The 18,337-nt window shown below is 63.1% G+C and carries 15 protein-coding genes, 1 tRNA gene and 1 pseudogene; 10 read left to right on the top strand and 7 right to left on the bottom strand.

The genetic code is table 11. From position 1 onward, the window contains the following. Window positions 1-17: 17 nt before the first annotated feature. Window positions 18-626 (bottom strand): YidB family protein, encoded by a 609-nt coding sequence (locus FXB38_RS16455; protein ID WP_148751906.1) that lies wholly within the window; start codon window positions 624-626, stop codon window positions 18-20. Window positions 627-769: 143 nt separating this feature from the next. On the opposite strand from FXB38_RS16455, the gene FXB38_RS16450 reads away from it, so the two are divergent. Then, window positions 770-1,774, top strand: a complete 1,005-nt coding sequence (locus FXB38_RS16450) for a 2-dehydropantoate 2-reductase (protein WP_148751905.1) — start codon at window positions 770-772, stop codon at window positions 1,772-1,774. Between the two features lie 379 nt (window positions 1,775-2,153). Here FXB38_RS16450 and FXB38_RS42765 read toward each other — a convergent pair whose 3' ends face one another. Continuing rightward, on the bottom strand, window positions 2,154-2,762 hold the full coding sequence (locus FXB38_RS42765; RefSeq protein ID WP_187434923.1) for a hypothetical protein: 609 nt from the start codon (window positions 2,760-2,762) through the stop codon (window positions 2,154-2,156). A gap of 209 nt (window positions 2,763-2,971) precedes the next feature. On the opposite strand from FXB38_RS42765, the gene FXB38_RS16435 reads away from it, so the two are divergent. Together FXB38_RS16435 and FXB38_RS16430 are read left to right on the top strand one after the other, a co-directional pair. Next, window positions 2,972-4,000: an alpha/beta hydrolase gene (locus FXB38_RS16435; RefSeq protein WP_187434922.1), complete on the top strand. Its 1,029-nt coding sequence runs from the start codon at window positions 2,972-2,974 to the stop codon at window positions 3,998-4,000. A 141-nt stretch (window positions 4,001-4,141) separates the two neighbouring features. Then, window positions 4,142-5,668: an AMP-binding protein gene (locus FXB38_RS16430; protein ID WP_148751902.1), complete on the top strand. Its 1,527-nt coding sequence runs from the start codon at window positions 4,142-4,144 to the stop codon at window positions 5,666-5,668. Window positions 5,669-5,795: 127 nt separating this feature from the next. Here FXB38_RS16430 and FXB38_RS16420 read toward each other — a convergent pair. Then, window positions 5,796-6,145 (bottom strand): annotated as a pseudogene (locus tag FXB38_RS16420) (VOC family protein). A gap of 161 nt (window positions 6,146-6,306) precedes the next feature. Between FXB38_RS16420 and FXB38_RS16415 the strand changes: the two are divergent. Beyond that, window positions 6,307-6,383: transfer RNA gene (locus FXB38_RS16415), tRNA-Arg, on the top strand. 88 nt (window positions 6,384-6,471) lie between these two features. Here FXB38_RS16415 and FXB38_RS16410 read toward each other — a convergent pair. Together FXB38_RS16410 and FXB38_RS16405 are read right to left on the bottom strand one after the other, a co-directional pair. Further along, window positions 6,472-7,977: a GMC family oxidoreductase gene (locus tag FXB38_RS16410; RefSeq protein ID WP_148751901.1), complete on the bottom strand. Its 1,506-nt coding sequence runs from the start codon at window positions 7,975-7,977 to the stop codon at window positions 6,472-6,474. Window positions 7,978-7,993: 16 nt separating this feature from the next. Next, on the bottom strand, window positions 7,994-9,043 hold the full coding sequence (locus FXB38_RS16405; RefSeq protein ID WP_148751900.1) for an alpha/beta fold hydrolase: 1,050 nt from the start codon (window positions 9,041-9,043) through the stop codon (window positions 7,994-7,996). Between the two features lie 318 nt (window positions 9,044-9,361). On the opposite strand from FXB38_RS16405, the gene FXB38_RS16400 reads away from it, so the two are divergent. Then, the gene (locus tag FXB38_RS16400; RefSeq protein WP_148751899.1) at window positions 9,362-10,501 is read left to right on the top strand and encodes an amidohydrolase/deacetylase family metallohydrolase; all 1,140 of its coding nucleotides are present in this window, start codon (window positions 9,362-9,364) and stop codon (window positions 10,499-10,501) included. Window positions 10,502-10,532: 31 nt separating this feature from the next. Here FXB38_RS16400 and FXB38_RS16395 read toward each other — a convergent pair whose 3' ends face one another. After that, window positions 10,533-12,143 carry an ABC transporter substrate-binding protein gene (locus FXB38_RS16395; RefSeq protein WP_148751898.1) on the bottom strand — a complete coding sequence of 537 codons (1,611 nt, stop codon included), beginning with the start codon at window positions 12,141-12,143 and terminating at the stop codon, window positions 10,533-10,535. 195 nt (window positions 12,144-12,338) lie between these two features. Further along, window positions 12,339-13,064, bottom strand: coding sequence for an alpha/beta hydrolase (locus tag FXB38_RS16390; protein ID WP_148751897.1), 726 nt, complete (start codon window positions 13,062-13,064; stop codon window positions 12,339-12,341). A 158-nt stretch (window positions 13,065-13,222) separates the two neighbouring features. Here FXB38_RS16390 and FXB38_RS16385 point away from each other — a divergent pair, with 158 nt between their 5' ends. The 5 genes from FXB38_RS16385 to FXB38_RS16365 all read left to right on the top strand — a co-directional run bounded on the left by FXB38_RS16385 (window position 13,223) and on the right by FXB38_RS16365 (window position 18,337). After that, window positions 13,223-14,203, top strand: a complete 981-nt coding sequence (locus FXB38_RS16385; RefSeq protein WP_148751896.1) for a helix-turn-helix domain-containing protein — start codon at window positions 13,223-13,225, stop codon at window positions 14,201-14,203. Window positions 14,204-14,482: 279 nt separating this feature from the next. Beyond that, window positions 14,483-15,700, top strand: a complete 1,218-nt coding sequence (locus tag FXB38_RS16380) for an ABC transporter substrate-binding protein (protein WP_148751895.1) — start codon at window positions 14,483-14,485, stop codon at window positions 15,698-15,700. Window positions 15,701-15,814: 114 nt separating this feature from the next. Beyond that, a complete protein-coding gene (locus FXB38_RS16375) occupies window positions 15,815-16,426 on the top strand; it encodes a helix-turn-helix domain-containing protein (RefSeq protein ID WP_187434921.1) in 612 nt (203 codons plus the stop codon). A gap of 143 nt (window positions 16,427-16,569) precedes the next feature. Further along, window positions 16,570-17,670: an Ldh family oxidoreductase gene (locus FXB38_RS16370; protein ID WP_210250916.1), complete on the top strand. Its 1,101-nt coding sequence runs from the start codon at window positions 16,570-16,572 to the stop codon at window positions 17,668-17,670. A 10-nt stretch (window positions 17,671-17,680) separates the two neighbouring features. Beyond that, window positions 17,681-18,337 (top strand): pyridoxamine 5'-phosphate oxidase family protein, encoded by a 657-nt coding sequence (locus FXB38_RS16365; RefSeq protein WP_187434920.1) that lies wholly within the window; start codon window positions 17,681-17,683, stop codon window positions 18,335-18,337.

The following is an 18,337-nucleotide window of genomic DNA, read 5'->3' as shown; positions in this document are numbered from 1 at the left end:
CCTCGGTTTGACTAAAATCAGACTCTGTCTGAGATCTCGTTCTCGGTCGGCAACCGTCCGTCCGGCGTCAGGTGGTCGATCACCTGCGGCAGATACTGGCTGAGGCCGGAGAGCAGCTCGTCGCGCGACAGGCCGCTTTGGGCGGAGAGGCTTTGGATCTGGTCGGCGCCGAGTGCGTTGGCGAGATCGCCGGGTGCAATCGGCTTGTTCTCGCCCTTGCCGACCCAGGTGTTCGCGGTCTCGCCGTGGCCGCCCTGCTGGAGCTGGTTGAGGAGATCGCCAAGCCCGCCGCTCAGCACGCTGCCGGCCGCGCCGCCCGCGAGCAGGCCGCCGAGGCCACCCTTGAGCACGTCACCGAGGCCGCCGCCTCCGCCAAGAGCACCACCAAGCGCGCCACCCAGGCCTCCGCCCGGGCCCGCATTCACCGGTGGCATAGAGGCCGGCGCCGTCTGCGGCGCTGCGCCTGGCTGGCCCGCCGTCAAATGCTTGAAAGTCTTCCAGGCGAGCAGACCAAGGATCGCCATGGTCATGGGCGACATGCCGCCGCTGGATGAGGATTGTGAACTCGGCGCGCTTGGGCCGCGCGGGCCATTCTGCATGCCGTTGAGGACGTCGAGTAAACCCATGGCGTTCTCCTGCCGGTAACAAGCCCCTTTCCAAAACATATGAGGCTCTCATGACGGTTACAAGGCGATTGCGCCGCAACCGGGCGATGGGCAGCCGGCGTCAGCTCTGCTATCGAGGGCCGGTCATTCAGGGAGCAGGCCAGGTGGTTACGGATCGATCGATCGTGGTGGCCGGGGCGGGCGCCATCGGCTGTTTTGTCGGAGGCCAGCTGGCGGCTGCCGACCGTCGGGTCGCAATGCTGGTGCGGCCGTGGGTGAAGACCGAGATCGAGCGGTTCGGCCTGCGGCTGACGGATTTCGACGGTGCTGAGAAGAAGCTGGATGCGGGCCGGCTCGCGCTGTCGGAAGATCCCGCAATCTTCCACAGCGCCGGCATCGTGCTGGTCACGGTCAAGAGCGCCGACACGGCAGAGGTCGCGGACCAGATCGCGCAGCACGCGCCTCAGGATGCCGTCATCGTGTCGTTGCAGAACGGTGTCGGCAATGTCGCCGTGCTGCAAGAGCGGCTCGGTGGCCGGCGCGTGCTTGCCGGCATGGTGCCGTTCAATGTGGTGGCAATGGGGGAAGGACGTTTCCATCGCTCGAGCTCCGGCGACATCCATGTCGGTGAAGATGCGGACAACACGGCGGCGGCGATGTCTGTGCCGGGGCTTAATTTGCGCGCAAGCCGCGACATCGCCGGCGTGCAATGGGGCAAGCTGATCATCAACTTGAACAACGCGCTCAGCGCCCTGTCCGACATGCCGCTCGCTGCGCAATTGGCGAACCGGGACTGGCGAAGACTGTTCGCCGACCAGATGGCGGAAGGTCTGGCCGCGCTAAAGGCCGCCGGCATCACGCCGGCCTCGGCAACGCCAATCCCGCCGAACTGGACGCCGAGCTTGCTGAGATTGCCCGACATGATCTTCAACGCGATCCTGGGGCGGACGATGAAGATCGATCCCGAGGCGCGCTCCTCGATGTGGCAGGATCTGAAGCAGGGCCGCAAGACCGAGATTGACTATCTCCAGGGGGCGGTCATTGCCCTGGCCGAGCAGAATAATGTCGATACGCCGCTGATGCGCCGCATTGTTGCGCTGATCAAGCAGGCCGAAACCGCCGGCAAGGGCCCGCCGGGACTCTCACCGCAGCAGATACGTGCCGGTTGATGGAGGAGCGCGATGAAGTATGTGCTGATGTTGGGGCTCGCGCTGATCGCGCTATGCGGTGCCGTCACATTTGCTGAGGCCCGGCCGCCGACCGTCACGAATTCCCCGGGCTATGACGCGCGCTTGAAGGAGAGCCGGTCGGCGTTGGGCAATCCGCCGACAGTACAGGCTCCGGGGAATCCTCCGGTTACGTCACCCAAGCATAGCAGGAAGAAGCATACGAATTAAGGAACGGCATTCTCAGCCTTAACCGGATAACGGTGCCAGGATAGCTCACGACTGTATCAACGTCGTCATTGCGAGCGCAGCGAAGCAATCCAGGCTGCCTCCGCGGGAAGACTCTGGATTGCTTCGCTGTGCTCGCAATGACGGCTGTGCCTCAGCCCTTCTTCGCCGGCTTGCTCGGCGTCGGGCTGAACAGCCTCTTCAGATCGCTCAGGCTTTCCGACAGCCGCGGCCATTCGCAGGAGAACGATCCCTTGGTGCAGGGCGCGCCCTTCTGTCGCAGCACCTTCGGCCGTTCCACGGGCACGGGCACGCGCTCGGCCTCGGTTCGCAGTGCGACCTGCTGAAGCTGCTGCACCTGTTGTTCCTGCTGCTCGCGCTGCTGCCGTGCCGTGGCCTGGGCCGCTTCATTGCTGCGGCGCTGATTGGCGAGATAGGCGGTGTAGGATTCGTCGATCTTCTTCTGCTCCTCCGGCGTCGGGTTCGGCCCGGCGATGTCGAAGGTGCGGTCCTGGAGGAAGTCGTAATAGGTGTAGCCGCCGCCCGCCTTGCGCCGGCCGGCGAATTTTGCGTTGCAGTCGGCAAGCGCTGCGGTCTTCTCGGCCTTGGTCGCGGATTTTTCGGCAGCGTCGGCGCATTCCTCGAAGTCAACCGGCGCGCGCTTCCACCATTGCGCGTGGGCATGCGACGCGATCAGCAGGAAAAATCCTGCTGCGGCAACGACAAACAGCGCCGCACGACGCGATGCAACTAGGTCCGACATTCTACGAGAGCGTTCCCTGTAAAACTCAACCCAAACTGAGTCGGGCCTGATTTTTGCTCCATTATCGCCGCCTTGTCACCCGTGGAACCCGGGAAATTCACGGCTGGGTTGCTGACATTTTTTGCTTGACGTGGCGCGGGAGTCACAGCCGAGCGGCACATGATGCGCTTAGAGTTTTATCGGTTCGAGCTGGAAGGGAAATGTTCATCATGAGAGCGCTGAGCTGTTTCGCCGCAATCGCATTGTCGCTGGCTTGTGGCCGCGCGCTCGCCGCCGACGAGGATGCACCGAACCGCAAGCCCGTGAAGGTTGTTGCCGATGCGCGGCTGGCGGTCGGCGGCCAGGGGATGTTACCGCTCTATCTCTCCAGCGACTGGTCGATACCGCTGCCGGCGATCTCGCGCGCAATCATCGTGCTGCACGGACGCCTGCGTAATGCCGACGAATATTATATGTCAGCCCATACCGCGCAGGTCGCGGCAGGGGACGATGGCAAGAGCGCGCTGATGATCGTCCCGCAGTTTTTGGCTGAGATCGATATCGAGGCGCACAAGCTGCCCGCGGATACGCTGCGCTGGTCATTGGAAGGTTGGGAAGGCGGCGATGGCGCGCTTGCTCCGAACCCGGTGTCCTCCTTCGAGGCGCTCGACGCGATCCTGGCAAAGCTCTCCGACCGGCGCATCTTCCCGAACCTGAAGCAGGTCGTGGTCGCCGGTCATTCCGGCGGCGGCCAGGTCGCGCAGCGTTATGCCATTGCCGGCAAGGGCGAGGCGATGCTGTCGCGTCAGCACATCGACGTCCGCTACGTCGTCGCCAACCCCTCGTCCTATGCGTATTTCAGCGCGGAGCGGCCGGTGCCTGCCATCGCCGCATCCTGCTCGGGCTACAATAATTGGAAATACGGCATGGACGAGCGTCCGCCCTACCTTGCCGATGCGACGCCGGCCGCGCTTGAGCAGCGCTATGTCGACCGTGACGTGATCTACCTGCTCGGCACCCTGGACACCAATCCGGAGCATCCTGCGCTGGACAAGAGCTGCATGGCCAAGGCGCAGGGTCCCTATCGCTACGCCCGCGGCCACGCCTATGTGGACGCGATAGCCAAGCGCGATCACGGCACGCCCAATCATCGCGTGTGGGATGTCGCCGGCGTCGGCCATGACGGCGACAAGATGCTGACCTCGAAATGCGGGCTTGCGGCGCTGTTCGATATTCCAGGCTGTGGCGCGGAGCGCTGATGCGAGCGCTTTGAATGCTTGTGCTTTGAATGCTTGTGCTTTGAAGGCTTGCGCCTTGAAGGTCCAGCTGCTGCTGTTACACTTCGTCGCGCGGGCACCTCATCCTGAGGCGACGCCAAGAAGACGAAGTGGAAACGCCTGATGCTGCTGCCCCTGTCCGATGTGCCGCGCTGGTACGCTCAACGCAAACCCGAAGGCACCGTCGCCGTTCAGCATGGGCAGGATCGGCTGACCTGGGACCAGCTCGAGCGTGGCGCCAACCGGCGCGCGCGGGCATTTGCGGCAAAGGGCGTCAAGCCCGGCGATTTCGTCGCGATCGGATTGCCCAACGGCAATGCGTTCTTCGAGACCAGCTTTGCGGTCTGGAAATGCGGCGCGACGCCGACCTCGCTGTCATGGCGGCTGCCGCGCGGCGAAGCCGCGGCCGTGCTTGAGATTCTCAAGCCCGCGCTGGTGGTCGGCGGCGAGGCCGACTGGAATGCGCCGAACCGGCTGCCTGCGGATTTCGTGCCGGAAGGTTTTTCCGGCGAGCAGATCGACCCGCCGGTGGCGCGCTACTGGAAGGCCATGACCAGCGGCGGCTCGACCGGCCGTCCCAAGGTGATCCTCGACCACAATCCTGCGGTCGTCGACACGGTCACACCGCCGCCGCTCAACATGCCTTTCGGCGCCTCACTGCTCAATCCGGGCCCGCTCTACCACAATGCGCCGTTCATCGTGTCACATTACGCGCTGTTCTACGGCGGCAAGCTCACCGGCCTCGTCAAGTTCGACGCCGAGGAGACGTTGCGGCAGATCGAGCGCGAGCGCGTGCAATGGGTCAATTTCGTTCCGACCATGATGCATCGGATCTGGGCACTGCCGGAGAACGTCCGTAATTCTTACGATGTGTCGAGCCTGCAGACTGTGTTCCACATGGCGGCGCCGATGCCGCCCTGGCTCAAGGAGAACTGGATCGCCTGGCTCGGGCCCGAGCGGGTGTGGGAGCTCTATGGCGGCACCGAGCGGCAGGGCGCCTGCATCATCTCCGGCACGGAGTGGCTGGCGCACAAGGGCTCGGTCGGCAGGATCGGCGAGACGGCGAAGCTCCGCATCATCGGCGAGGACGGCAACGACGTCGCGCCGGGGGAGACCGGTGAGATCTACTTCCTCAACAATGACGGCAAGGACGCCACCTACCACTATCTCGGTGCGGAGCCGAAGCGTCGCGCCGACGGCTGGGAATCGCTCGGCGATATCGGCAGGCTGGATGCCGAAGGCTATCTCTATCTCGGCGACCGCTTGGCCGACATGGTGCTGCGCGGTGGCGCCAACATCTATCCCGCCGAGGTCGAGGCCGCCGTTTCCGAATGTCCCGGCGTGCGGTCCTGCGTGGTGGTGGGCTTGCCAGATCCGGAATTGGGCCAGCGTGTGCACGCCATCATCGAGCCGGAGGCGAACGCGGACGGTCAGGCGATTGCGGACGGCATGGCGGACTTCCTGAAAGACAGGCTCAGCCGCTACAAGCATCCCGAGAGTTTCGAGATCGTCAGCACGCCGCCGCGCGACGATTCCGGAAAGGTTCGCCGCACGTTGCTGCGCGACGAGCGCGCGGCGTGGATGAAGGAGGGTCGTGCCTTCCGTATCATTCCTGCGAAGGCGCCGGCCGGTGCGCTCGCGCGGGCTTGAGCGTCAGAGCATCCTGCCGATGATCTTTTGTCATATCTGCTGCCGAAAACGCGCGCAGCGTTTCGGTGCGGACATTGCCGAGTGCGCTGAGACTAAGGCTGAGCGACATTGCGGCAGCCTCATCCGGTCAGGACAACGGCCGGGCAAAACTGAGCTCGTGACCATCGAGGTCAGTGAGATGAAAGTAGCGCTCGCCCCATTCGGCATCGCGTGCGTGGTGCTCGGCTGCCATCCCGCTGCCAGCGCTCGCTCGTAGAGCGCGTCGACGTCGGCGACGTAGAAGATGACGCGCCCCCACCAGGACCAGCGCTTGTCCGGCTGCACAGTCAGATTGAGATACCCCGTGCCGGCGCGAAAGCTCGTGAATAGTGCAGCCTCACCGCCGTGCAGGATCTCGAATCCGAGCGAGCGGTAGAACTGCACAGCACGGTGCATGTCGTGGATGGCGAGAGTGATGGCGCTGATGCCCTCGATCATGATGGCGGCTCCTAACCAGAGTTTGGGCTTGGAGCCGATTGTACAGCCGCCAAGTGCAGGTTTACGATGAGCCGAGCGCCAGATTGCCGGTCCCGCCTTGCGGCTGGCGAACTGCATCCTGCTCTGCTATGAGGGGGCCGAACCCGCCGAGCGGGTTCCGCGGTCCCGTAGCTCAGCCGGATAGAGCGACGGTTTCCTAAACCGTAGGTCGGAAGTTCGAGTCTTCCCGGGATCGCCATTTTGTCGCTTGTTGATGCCGAGCCTCAACCCCCAGAGCGAGAGCTTCGAGCGACTGAATGAGGCATCGGACTGGCAAAGGCGCGTCACTATCGGAGTAGATCGCCGGCGGCAGCCGCGAGACGTTCGGCCAGCATGATGACCGTGAGATTGGTGGGCGTCGAAGGAATCTCCGGGAAGATCGATGCATCGATCACTCCAAGCCTCTCAACCTGACGTACGCGGCCTGCGCCGTCGACTACGGCATTCGGATTGCGATTGCCCCCCATCGCTACTGTGCCGCAGCCATGATGAAAAGTGTCGAGCTCCCGCTCAATCGCCTGTAACGCTGCGGCACCGTCGATGATCTCGGCACCAGGAACAAGTTCGTGGTCGATCAATTCGGCAAGCGGCGCTGAGCCAGCGATTCTTCGGGCTAATCCAAATCCTTCGACAATGCGGCGACGGTCGCTCGGATCAGCCAGGAGATTGTAATCGATGACCGGCGGCGTGAGCGGGTCGCGGCTTCTCAGCATGAGGGTGCCGGCCGATTTCGGTTCCGTCACGGCCACAGCGAGCGTAAGCCCGCGACTCGTCGGACTCTCGGGGCCCTCAAAGTTTGACGCCGTGACCTGGAGATCAAGCGCGCCGTCAGCAGCCTCAGCGGACCGCGTCCAAATGGTCGCGGCGCGGGCAGGATGCATCTTCCCAGCCTCGGCTTTCAGGGCATATCGATTGTAGTAAAAGGGATGGTCGAGCAGCCTCCTCCCGACAGGAAGGTCCGCGACCACATCGATTCCAAGTCTCTCGAGGTCGCCCGCTGGGCCGATGCCGGAGCGCATGAGAATGGCCGGACTGCCATACACGCCCGCGCAGAGAATGAAGACATCGGCTTCGACCGCTTCTCCGCCAGCGAGGCGGAGGCGGGTTGCACGCGAGCCATCAAACTCGATGCGATCAGCCATCACGCCGCCGCGTATCGTCAAGTTGGCGCGGGATCGCACGTTATCTGGCAGATAGACGATGCCCGTATTCTGGCGGACGCCATCGACGACGTTCATCGGATCGATGCCGACGCCATGCTGCACTGGTCCGTTGAAGTCGTCGATGGCGTGGAAGCCTGCCTCCCTGCCGGCCTCGACGAAAGCGCGGAGCGGTGTTGCGACGTCCGCGGGCGAGGGCTGACGGATCGGAAATGGGCCGCAGCGTCCATGCCATTCATCTGCGCCGGTCGGCGTATTCTCCAGCGCCCGATAGCATTCAAGGACCTGTGCGAAGTCCCAGTCTCGGAGACCATGCTTCCGCCATCTGGCGAAGTCCGCGGGCAGCGCCCGCTTTGCGACCGCGGCATTGATCGCCGATCCGCCTCCGAGAACTCGTGCTGCCTGGGCGGCGATCGTGCAACCGAGACGGCCGGGCTCGCTGCGGTAGCCCCAGTCGTAATCTGCGCCGCCGCCCAGCCTGTCCGCATCGGCCAGCGCGGGCGGATAATCGGTCGCGCGCGGCGCGTCGCCCGCTTCGAGAAGCAGGACGGTGCGCGCCGAAGCTTCGCTGAGCCGGTTGGCAAGGACGCAGCCTGCTGATCCGCCGCCGATGATGACGCTGTCATAACGCATCGCGTTCCTCGTGTGTTTAGTGGCGCGAACCAGGGGCTCGCTCTGGATTCGGCGGTTCGTCCCTACGCTGGAAAAAATCCAGAAGAAGACGAGCGACCTCTGCCGGATTTTCGTCCGCAGGCCAGTGGCCAGCGTCCCTTATGAGGCCGCCTCGCACATCGTGGGCAAGCGGTTCCCAGGCGTCGAAGACATGCTCACCATAGCTGCACTCGCCGCCCAGCGCGAGAATGGGGATGTTTAACCTTGTGCGCGAGGCTTCCTTGTGGTCCTCCATGTCCTGCCAGACGGCAGCGTAGTAGTTGATGCCCGCACGCAATGCCCCAGGCTTCGAGATCTGGCGCACATACTCCTCAAAGTCCTCCGGAGTTACCGCGGACGGGTTGCAGGCAGCGTGCCAGAAAAACCATGTCAGCAGGTCCCGCTCGCGGCCTCGGATGAAGTGCTCGGCCACCTCGGGAATCGTGAAGAAGCCAAGCTGCCAGGCGCTGCCCGCGTTTCGATCCGGCCTCGGCGCCATTTCCTGCTCATAGCCGAAACCTGGCAGCGCATATTCGATGACGCAAAGCCGCTGCACGAGACCCGGATAGCGTGCCGCGAGTTGGTAGGCGACCCCGGCGCCATGGTCGTAGCCGACGACATCGATATGCTGGAGGTCGAGCTGACTTAGAAGCTGCTGCACGTCGGCGGCCATGGTCCGCTTGTCGTAACCTGCAGGCGTGATGGTCGTTCCTCCGGTGCCGCGAAGGTCCGGCGCGATGACCTTATGGTCGGACGCAAGCGTCGCCAGCACCCGCCGCCACATCAGCGAATGCTGCGGGAACCCATGTAGCAGAAGAATAGCGGGCCCTTCGCCCGCGATGAGATAGTGAAGATCGAGCCCGTTCGCTTTTGCCTTCCGGTGCCCGATCCTATCGGAAGGTGCGCTCGGCGTTGTCCGCTGAATGGTCTGTGGCTCCATCGAAATTCTCCTTGCGAGCTGCCTGAGATAACCGAGAGATGGTCGCTTGGAGCCGTCATGGAAGTTGGCAAATTCACGCATGGCTTGATCGATGAACCAGATCACCATTCGATCGTGCCTTTGTGGCTGCTGGCAAACCGATGCGTTGGAACAAGGCTTGTTGGAACAATGAACTTTCTAATCTCAAGCTTCCTCGATTCAGACCAGATCGACGATGTCTTGAAACACTGTTTAGCTCCTGACGTTCTTCGCCGGTGAACCGTCGGAGCGGCAGTCCGCAAGAGGTCCCGAGACGGTGCGTTTTGCATGGGCTATCGTCGCGGTTTGCTGGGCTCGTCGGCGCAAAAATTGCTAGAAGCGAACGGCTTCCTTCCTGGCCTGGCCCGGCACGTCCCGCCACGCCTCACTGCCCATCCGGAGACGACAATGCCTTTCGACTTGATCCTGCGCGGCGGCCGTGTGGTCGACCCGTCCCAGAAGCTCGATGCCGTGACGGATGTCGCATTTTCGGGTGGCAAGGTCGCCGCCGTCGGCAGCGGGCTCAAGGCGGATCCGGCGACTGAGGTCCGCGACGTCTCGCAGCTCATCGTGACGCCGGGCCTGATCGATCTCCACACCCACGTCTATTGGGGCGGCACCTCGCTCGGCATCGATGCCGAGGAATTCTGCCGCGCCTCCGGCGTCACCACCTCGGTCGACACCGGCAGCGCCGGCCCCGGTAATTTCGCGGGCTTCCGCAAGCATGTGATCGAGCCGAGCCAGGTCCGCATCCTCGCTTATCTCCACGTCTCCCATGCCGGCATTTTCGGCTTCTCGCACCGGATCATGGTCGGCGAGAGCGAGGAATTGCGGCTGATGAATCCGATCGATGCGGCCAAGGTCGCGGATGCCAACCGCGATCTCATCGTCGGCATCAAGGTGCGCGTCGGACTGCACTCCTCGGGCACATCGGGGACCGTGCCGCTCGACATCGCGCTCCAGGTCGCCAACGAGGTCGGCATGCCTTTGATGGCGCATATCGATCATCCGCCCCCGACCTATGAAGAGGTGCTGGCCCGCCTGCGCCCCGGCGACGTGCTGACCCATGCGTTCCGCCCGTTCCCGAACACGCCGGCGACCGCGCAAGGCACTGTGAAGAAGGCGGTGCTGGACGCGCGCGAGCGCGGCGTCTTGTTCGATATCGGCCACGGCAAGGGCTCGTTTGCGTTCAAGACCGCGCGCGCGATGCTGGCCAACGGTTTCTATCCGGACACCATTTCGTCCGACATTCATCAGCTCTGCATCGACGGCCCCGCCTTCGACCAGGTGACGACGATGTCGAAATTCCTCTGCATGGGCATGTCACTGTCGGACGTGATCGCGGCCTCGACCGAGAACGCCGCAATGGCGTTGCGGCGGCCCGAGCTCGGGAGCCTCAAGCCGGGCAGCGTCGGTGACGCCACCCTGATCTCGGTGAAACAGGGTCAGTTCGACTATGAGGACGTGGTCGGCGAGCACCTGATCGGCGATCGCAAGATCGTCTCCGAAGGCGTCGTGATCGGCGGTCGCTGGTGGCATCCGAATTAGGGCTTTGCCTCTTCCCGTGAGAACGGGGAGACTACTCGTTCTTGTCCACATTCCAGAACATCGGCGTCGCCGGGCCGTCGATCACGCCGGTGAGCGATTTGCGCCATGCACTCGGCGCCTGGAACTGGCCAAGCGGAACGTAGATCACCTGATCGTAGGCCTCCTTCTGTATGTCGAAGGCGATCTTCTTTTGCTCTTCCGGTGAGGTGGCGCGGGCAAAGGCGTCGCGCAGCTCCTCGAGCTTGGGGTCCTCGGACCAGCCGTACCAGCCGCCACTCGTGCCCTTGCCGCCCATTGGGACGTTGACCAGCGGGTTCAAGGAGTCGGCAGCGCCCTGGTAGGTGAAGAACATGCTCCAGCCGCCTTCCTTCGGCGACTTCTGGTTGGCGCGACGGGTGACCACGGTCTGCCAGTCCATCGCCTGAAGATCGACCTTGAAGCCGGCCTCGCGCAGGAGCTGTGCGACCACGACCGGCTGCGCTTTCAGCAGGATCTGGTCGGTCGGCGCCAGGATCACCACGGGCGTGCCGTCATAACCGGCCTCGGCCAACGCCTTCTTGGCGTCCGCCATGCCGTTGCCCTTGACCAGGGTCTCGCCACCGGCGTCGCTGGCGAGCGGCGTGTCGCAGATGAAGAATGCGCCGCAGAACTTATAGTATTTGGGATTGCCGATCTGCGCGTCGAGCACGTCCTTCTGGTTGATCGCAAGCATCGCGGCGCGGCGGATCTTCACATTGTCGAACGGCGGATGCAGGAAGTTCATCCGGCCGAAAGACTGGAATCCGAACTTGTTCAGGATCGACACGTTGATGTCCGGATTGGATCCGAGCGCGGGCAGCATGTCGAACGGCGGCGTTTCAACGAAATCGACATCGCCTGATTGCAGCGCGTTGAGCGCGGTCTGTGCGTCCGGCATCGTCAGCCACTCGACGCGGTCGACCTTCACCACCTTGCCGCCCGATGTCCATTCCGCCGGCTCCTTGCGCGGCACATAGTCGGTGTTCTTTTCGTAAACGGCTTTCACGCCGGGCTGGAATTCGCTCGCGACGAACTTGAATGGGCCGGAGCCGATCTGCTCCGGAATCTGCTTGGTGATTGGGGTCTCCGCCAACCGCTTCGGCATCATGAAGGCGACAACGGCCGACGGCTTGGCGATCGTCTCCAGCACGAGGCCATAGGGCTCCTTCAGCTTGAGGACGATCGTCTTGCCGTCCGCGGCTTCGATGCCCGCGGTGAAGTCCACCAGCTTGCGCGCCATGCCGTCGACGCTCGTGCACCAGCGCTTCAGTGAGGCGACGCAATCCTCCGCCGTCACCGGCGCGCCGTCATGCCACTTCAGGCCGTCGCGCAGGGTGAAGGTGTAGGTCAGCCTGTCCGCGGACACCGTCCAGTCGGCCATCTGCGGCTGCACCTTGAAGCTGGAATCGATGCCGAGCAGCGTATCGTAGACCATGTAGCCATGGTCGCGGGTGATGATGGCCGTCGTGAAGCCGGGGTCGGTGACGCGAAGGTCCGATTGCATCACCGCAGTCAGGACTTTCTTTCCGCTCGCGGCCGATGCAGCCGACGACCAGGCCAGGGGAAGTGCCGATGGGGCAACGGCCGCAAGCTGAAGCAGTTTCCGTCGCGAGACGTGAACCATTCGCAATTCTCCCGATGCAAACGAGATCAGATGGCGGCTGTCGATGACGGGGCAGCGTATGGCGGGGAGCGAGGCGTGACAAGCAGGCTTGCTCCCACCAATCTGAAAATCGTTGGTAGACCGAGCAAGGGCTGTGCCGCCGAAGCCTGCGATGCAGCAATCGCCAAAAGTCGTCTTGCCTTGGACTGGCGCGCGTCAGTCGCGTCCTGCTTCCATGATCGCCTTGGCAAGGCGTGCTGGATCGGAGAAGCACAGTTCATGGCTTCCCGCCACCTGCACCAGGCGGAACAGGCCGAGCTTCTCCGAGAGCCGCGGATGCCAGCCATAGCTGTGCGGCAGCGCGGTGTCCTCGGTGCAGTTGATGTACGATTTGGCCAGCGGCATCTCGGCCGGGTTGGTCTTGAGCGCAATCTTGTCGCTGAAGGTCTTCAGCGGATGCGGATTGAGCACGTCGTAGGCGCGCTGCGCCGTCTCGAGATCCGTATCGTTGATGAAGGCTTCGCGCCAGATCGGGAACGGCAGCACCACCGAGCCGTCGCCGCGTTCGGCCGCGATCGCGTCGAACAGGCCGATATAGTGCGGCGGCACCATGTCGTTGAGCGACTCGCCATTGTTGGGCACGAAGGCGTTCCAGTAGACCAGGCGGCGGATGCGCTCGGGCGCGAGATCGGCGACGCCGGTAATGATCATGCCGCCATAGGAATGGCCGAGCAGGATAACGTCCTTCAGATTGTTCTCGGCGAGATAGTCGGCGATCGACTGGATCGCTTCCTTAAGCCCCGTCGTCTTGGCGTCACCCGGGCGGTTGCCCTTGATGGTCGGCAGGTAGACCTGATGGCCGGCGGCGCGGATCGGGGCCGCGACAGGCTCGAGCTCGGCACCGGTATGCCAGGCGCCGTGGACGAGAACGTAGGACGACATGTTGTGGCTCCTCCGCAGGATGTGGTTAGATCAACATGAATTGGGTCCTTTGCGGCGCTCGCGAGGCGCGGGAGACAATTCTTGTTGTGCGAAGCGTGAACCGGCGGGCCAATTTCCGCTTGGCTGGAAGTGAACCGGATTGGTCTCGGAGTGAACCGATGCAGCAGGTCGATCCTACAAGCCGGCCGCGGCACGTCATCTGGAACACCGCGGAGACGCGGCTGGACGAGCAGTTTTCCTATTACCGCGAGGCGATCTGCCAGGCCTTCATGAACCTGACGCCGGAATCGGCGACGACGTCACGCTTCCCGGCCAAGGTGGAGACGATCGGGCTCGGCGCCGGCGCGATCAACCGGGTGGTGTTTCCCGAGCACACCGTGAATCGTTCAAGTGCCGACATCGCAGCCTCGCGCGAGAGCTGCTTCTATCTCAACTTCAAGCTCGCCGGGCGCTGCCGCATGCTTCAGGACGGCCGCGAGGTCAGCCTGTCGCGGGGCCAGGTCGGTATCGTCGACAGTGACCGCGAGGTGACGCTGTTGCACGATCGCGGTCCGACGCTGGAGGTCGCTTCGTTCTGGGTGCCGTCGCGTGCCTTGCGCGACCGGCTGCCGGCCTCGTTCGATTTCAGGGCCGAGCGCGTCTCCGACGATCCCCATGTCGGTCATCTCATCATCGAGACCGCGCGCTCCCTGAATGCCGGCGCATTGCGGATGGCGGAGGAGGACAGCGTTCGGCTGTTCGACGTGCTGCTCGACCTCGTTGCGCTCAGCCTGTCGCGACGTTCGCGGGCGCAGACGGCGGAAGCCGCAGACTTCGCGGATGCCACCGTACTGGCGCTACGCCGGGCCATTCACGAGCGGCTGCGCGAGCCTGGGTTGACGGTCGCGGCGGTCGCGGGCGCGGTCGGCATCAGCGAGCGCTATGTCCACAAGCTGTTCGAGCGCTCCGGCACGACGTTTTCGGACTATGTGATGGCTCGCCGCCTTGATGGCGCTGCGGCCGAGCTGAAGGATCCGGCGCTTGCCGGCCGCGAGATCGGCACGATCGCCTTCGATTGGGGGTTTTCCGATCTCTCCCACTTCGCCCGGCGCTTCAAGCAGCGCTTTGGATGCCGGCCGCGGGATTGGCGCAGCCGGTGAGGGCGCGGGTCAGCGGCGCCTAAACCTGCTCGCGATAGAATTGCAAAGGCGCGGCGCCTGCCGCCGACAGCCGGTCGGCCGCACTGGGTCCGTGCCCGTGAAATTTGCGCGGGGGATCTGCGCGAGCCGCTGATGCGGGGTGCCCCCGGACCGTCAAAATCCTGCCCAGCGCCATATCTTTGGACATGCCGCCCAAAAAATGTCCTTTGTGCAATTATGCATATAGTGCAAATTTGCAGTAAGAAGATGCTGTCCAGTGGGATAGAAAGGGATTGATCCATGTTCAGAACGAATTTCGCACGCGGCGCGGCCCTCGGAGGGCTGGCGCTGGTCCTGTCGGCCCTTCCGGCGTTTGCCGGGCCCGGCATATCCGACGATGTCGTCAAGATCGGCATTTTAAACGACCAGTCGGGGCCTTACGCCGACCTTTCCGGGCAGGGATCCGTCGTGGCTGCACAGATGGCCATCGACGAATTCGGCGGAACCGTCCTTGGCAAGAAAATCGAGCTGCTGTCTGCCGATCACCAGAACAAGGCGGATATCGGGCTTGCGAAGGCGCGCGAATGGTTCGATCGCGCCGGCGTCGACGTGATCGCCGATTTCTCCAATTCGTCCGTGGGCTTCGCGGTTCAATCGCTGGCCAGGGATCGTGACAAGGTCACCCTGATCGCGGCGGCTTCGTCGGATTTCACTAGCAAGTCCTGCTCGGCGACATCAGCCCAATGGGTCTATACCAGCTACTCGAACGGATACGGACTGGCGAAGGCGCTCGTGAAATCGGGCTACAGCAGTTGGTTCCTGGTCACGGTGGATTATGCCTTCGGACAGGCATTTGCCGCCGATATCCGCAAGGCCGTCTCGGAAGGCAAAGGGCAGGTCCTGGGCGAAGTCCGGCATCCGCTCAATACCTCAGACATGAGCTCGTATTTGCTACAGGCGCAATCGTCGAAGGCAAAAGTCGTCGCTCTGGCGAGCGCGGGCGCGGATATGGCGACCGGCATCAAGCAGGCCGCCGAATTCGGCATCGCCGACCAATCGCTTGTCGCGCCGATCGTGTTCATCACCGACGTCCATTCGCTTGGCCTGGCGGCCGCCAAGGGCCTCAAATTCGTGACGGCGTTCTACTGGGACCGCAACGAGGAGACGCGGGCGTGGTCCAAAAAGTTCTTCGCAAAGCGGAACGCCATGCCGACCATGACTCAAGCCGGCGTGTACTCGGCGGTGCGGCATTATCTGCGAGCGGTCGAGGCGGCGCAGACCGACGAAGGACAGGCTGTGATGACCAAGATGAAGGAGCTTCCCGTTGACGACATCTTTTCGCGGAATGGGAAGGTCAGGGAGGACGGGCTGATGCTGCACGATATGTATCTCGTCGAGGTCAAGCAGCCGTCGGAATCCAAGGCACCCTGGGACTACTACAAGATTCTGGCGACAATTCCCGCGGATCAGGCGTTCCCGAGCCTTGAGCAGAGCGAGTGCCCGCTGGTTCGCAAATAACAGGCGACAACTGCCTGTGGCCGAAGATCCGTAGACGCCTCTCTAATCTTGCATGTCCGGCAAATTGCCTCTAGAGCCAACCTTGAGACGTTCCAAGAGGCTAGGGAGCGCGTGTTGGATCAGGCGCGATTTGTCGCGCGTCAGCTCGGACTTCGAATTCGAGAGGCGCGCCAACTTCGTAAACTCACGTTGCAGCAATTGGGGGCCGACACCAATCTGTCGGCCGCCTATCTTTCTCGAATCGAAAGAGGTGAGACCGCGACTTCCATCGCGAATCTCATCTCGATCGCGACCCGTTTGAACGTTCCTCTGCGGGACCTCTTCGAGGACACCAACGAGGCCTACGTCCCGAAGCATTATTCGGTGTCGAGGAAGAAGGACCGCAACGATTCAGAGCAAATGTCAGCAAATGGTTACGATTACCACTGGCTCTCTGGCGACCTGACTGAACCCAAGCTCAACGCCTTTCTGCTCGAGTTTCCGGTTACGTCGGAGATTGACGTCAAGCTCCTCTCGCACGAAGGCGAGGAAGTCCTCTATATCCTCGAGGGCCGGATCGAATTCCAGATCGGGTCCGATCGGCTGACGCTGGACGCGGGCGATTGCGTCCATCTGCTCGGCGACAAGCCTCACATGGGCAGGAATGTCGGCAAGAAGCCGGCCAAGATGCTCATGGTGGTGACACCGTCCGACGTCATCCACCTGCCGCCAGCCAAGTCGCCTTGATCGAGTCCTCCTGAGCCTTGCCGGCCTGCCGCCCGTCCTTTGGACGCAAATTGCCTTGAATGAATTTGCATATCATGCAAATTTGTGGATATTGAACTTTGTCGCCGGGTTGCTCTCCGGCCGCCACACAAGGAGCAGGCTCCATGCAAAATTTCGTTCAGATGTCGCTCGGCGACGTCCATCGCTCGGCCAAGGCGGCTTTGCTGTCGCAGGGATTCAATGAGATCCACGCCCAGGCCATCGCCAATACCGTCACTGCGGCGGAGCGGGATGAGTGCCGTCACCACGGCCTGTTCAGGCTGCCGTTCTACATGAACGGCCTGTTGTCGGGGCAGGCGTCCGGAGAGGCAGAGCCTTCTCTTGTCGAGCTGACGCCGAGCGTGATCAAGGTCGATGCGAAATACTCCTTCTCCCCGCTGGCGCTTGAACGCGGTGACCAGCCTTTGGCGGACAAGGCGAAGGAGCACGGCATTGCCGTGCTTGCGGTGACGAATGCGCTCAATGTCGCTGCGCTATGGCCGGAGGTCGAGCGGCTGGCCGACCGCGGACTGGTCGGCTTCGCGTTTGTCGCGGCAAGCCCCTACGTGGCGCCCGCGGGCGGAACGAAGCCGCTGTTCGGAACCAATCCGATGGCATTCGCCTGGCCGCGCCATGATAAGCCGCCCGTAGTCTTCGACCAGGCGTCGAGCGCCTCCGCGAGAGGAGAAATCCAGCTTCGACTGCGCGACGGCAAAATGCTTCCGGAGGGGTGGGCCATCGGTCCTGACGGCAGGCCCACGACCGATCCGGCTCAGGCACTCGCCGGCGCGCAACTGCCGTTCGGCGGCTTCAAGGGCTCGAACATCGCTATGATGGTCGAGCTGCTGGCCGGGCCGCTGGTCGGCGACGTCCTCAGCTTCGAGGCCGGCGAGCGCGACAAGGCGAACACCGGCGCTCCCTGCGGCGGTGAATTGATCATCGCCATCGACCCGGTCCGATGTGTCGAAAACGGCGACCGTATCGCGCAGCTCAAGCATTCAGAGATGCTGTTCTCGCGGATGCTGGAGCAGGACGGGGCGAGACTTCCCTCCGATCGCAGGTACGAGGCGCGCGAGCGAACGGCAAAAGAGGGCGTCAAGGTGCCCGTGTCGCTCCATGACCGAATCCAGGCCTATATCGCCGGAAAGCGCGTCGACGAGCGAAACGATTACGAGGGCGATCACCTCACGCACAGCAAGCCCATGATGGCCCATCAGCCCGCGTAGGAGATATGTCGTGACGACCATCGCCCCCACGGAGAAGACTCGCGTGCGCCGGCGCCCCGAGCGCGCAGCCTATGATCGCCAGGTCATCTACGACATCCTTGATGAAGCGTTGGTGTGCCACATCGGCGTCGCCACGGAGGCTGGGCCGCGCGTCATTCCGACAGCGATCATCCGGATCGGCGAGCATGTGTATGTTCACGGCAGTCCGAACAACCAGCTTCTGACCGCCCTGGCGGATGGTGCGCCTGCCTGCATCACCGTTACGCTGGTCGATTCCGTCGTGGCCGGCAGGTCCGGGTTCGGAATGAGCATGGACTATCGATCCGTTATGATCTTCGGCACAGCGGAGAAGATCGTGGACAACGACGAAAAGGAGCGCCTGGTCGCAGCCTTCGTCGAAGATATCATGCCGGGCCACATCGTTCGTCCGCCGAAGAAAAAGGAGCTGGCCGCAACGGTCTTTCTCCGCTTTTCCATTGCTGAGGCTTCGGCGAAGATTCGGAATCACGGCGTAGTCGATCCCGACGAAGACCATGCCCTGGACGTCTGGGCCGGTGTCGTACCGCTGAAGCTGATGGCCGGCGAGCCTCGGAATTGCGGAGATCTCAAGCCGGGCATCTCCACGCCGGACTATGCGAAACGCTACAAGAGGCCATCGACGAAATAG

It is taken from the genome of Bradyrhizobium cytisi (assembly GCF_008123515.1).
Classification (GTDB): Bacteria; Pseudomonadota; Alphaproteobacteria; order Rhizobiales; family Xanthobacteraceae; genus Bradyrhizobium; species Bradyrhizobium cytisi.
The sequence above is the reverse complement of the archived record's forward strand: the minus strand, read 5'-3'. Positions and strand labels throughout refer to the sequence as shown.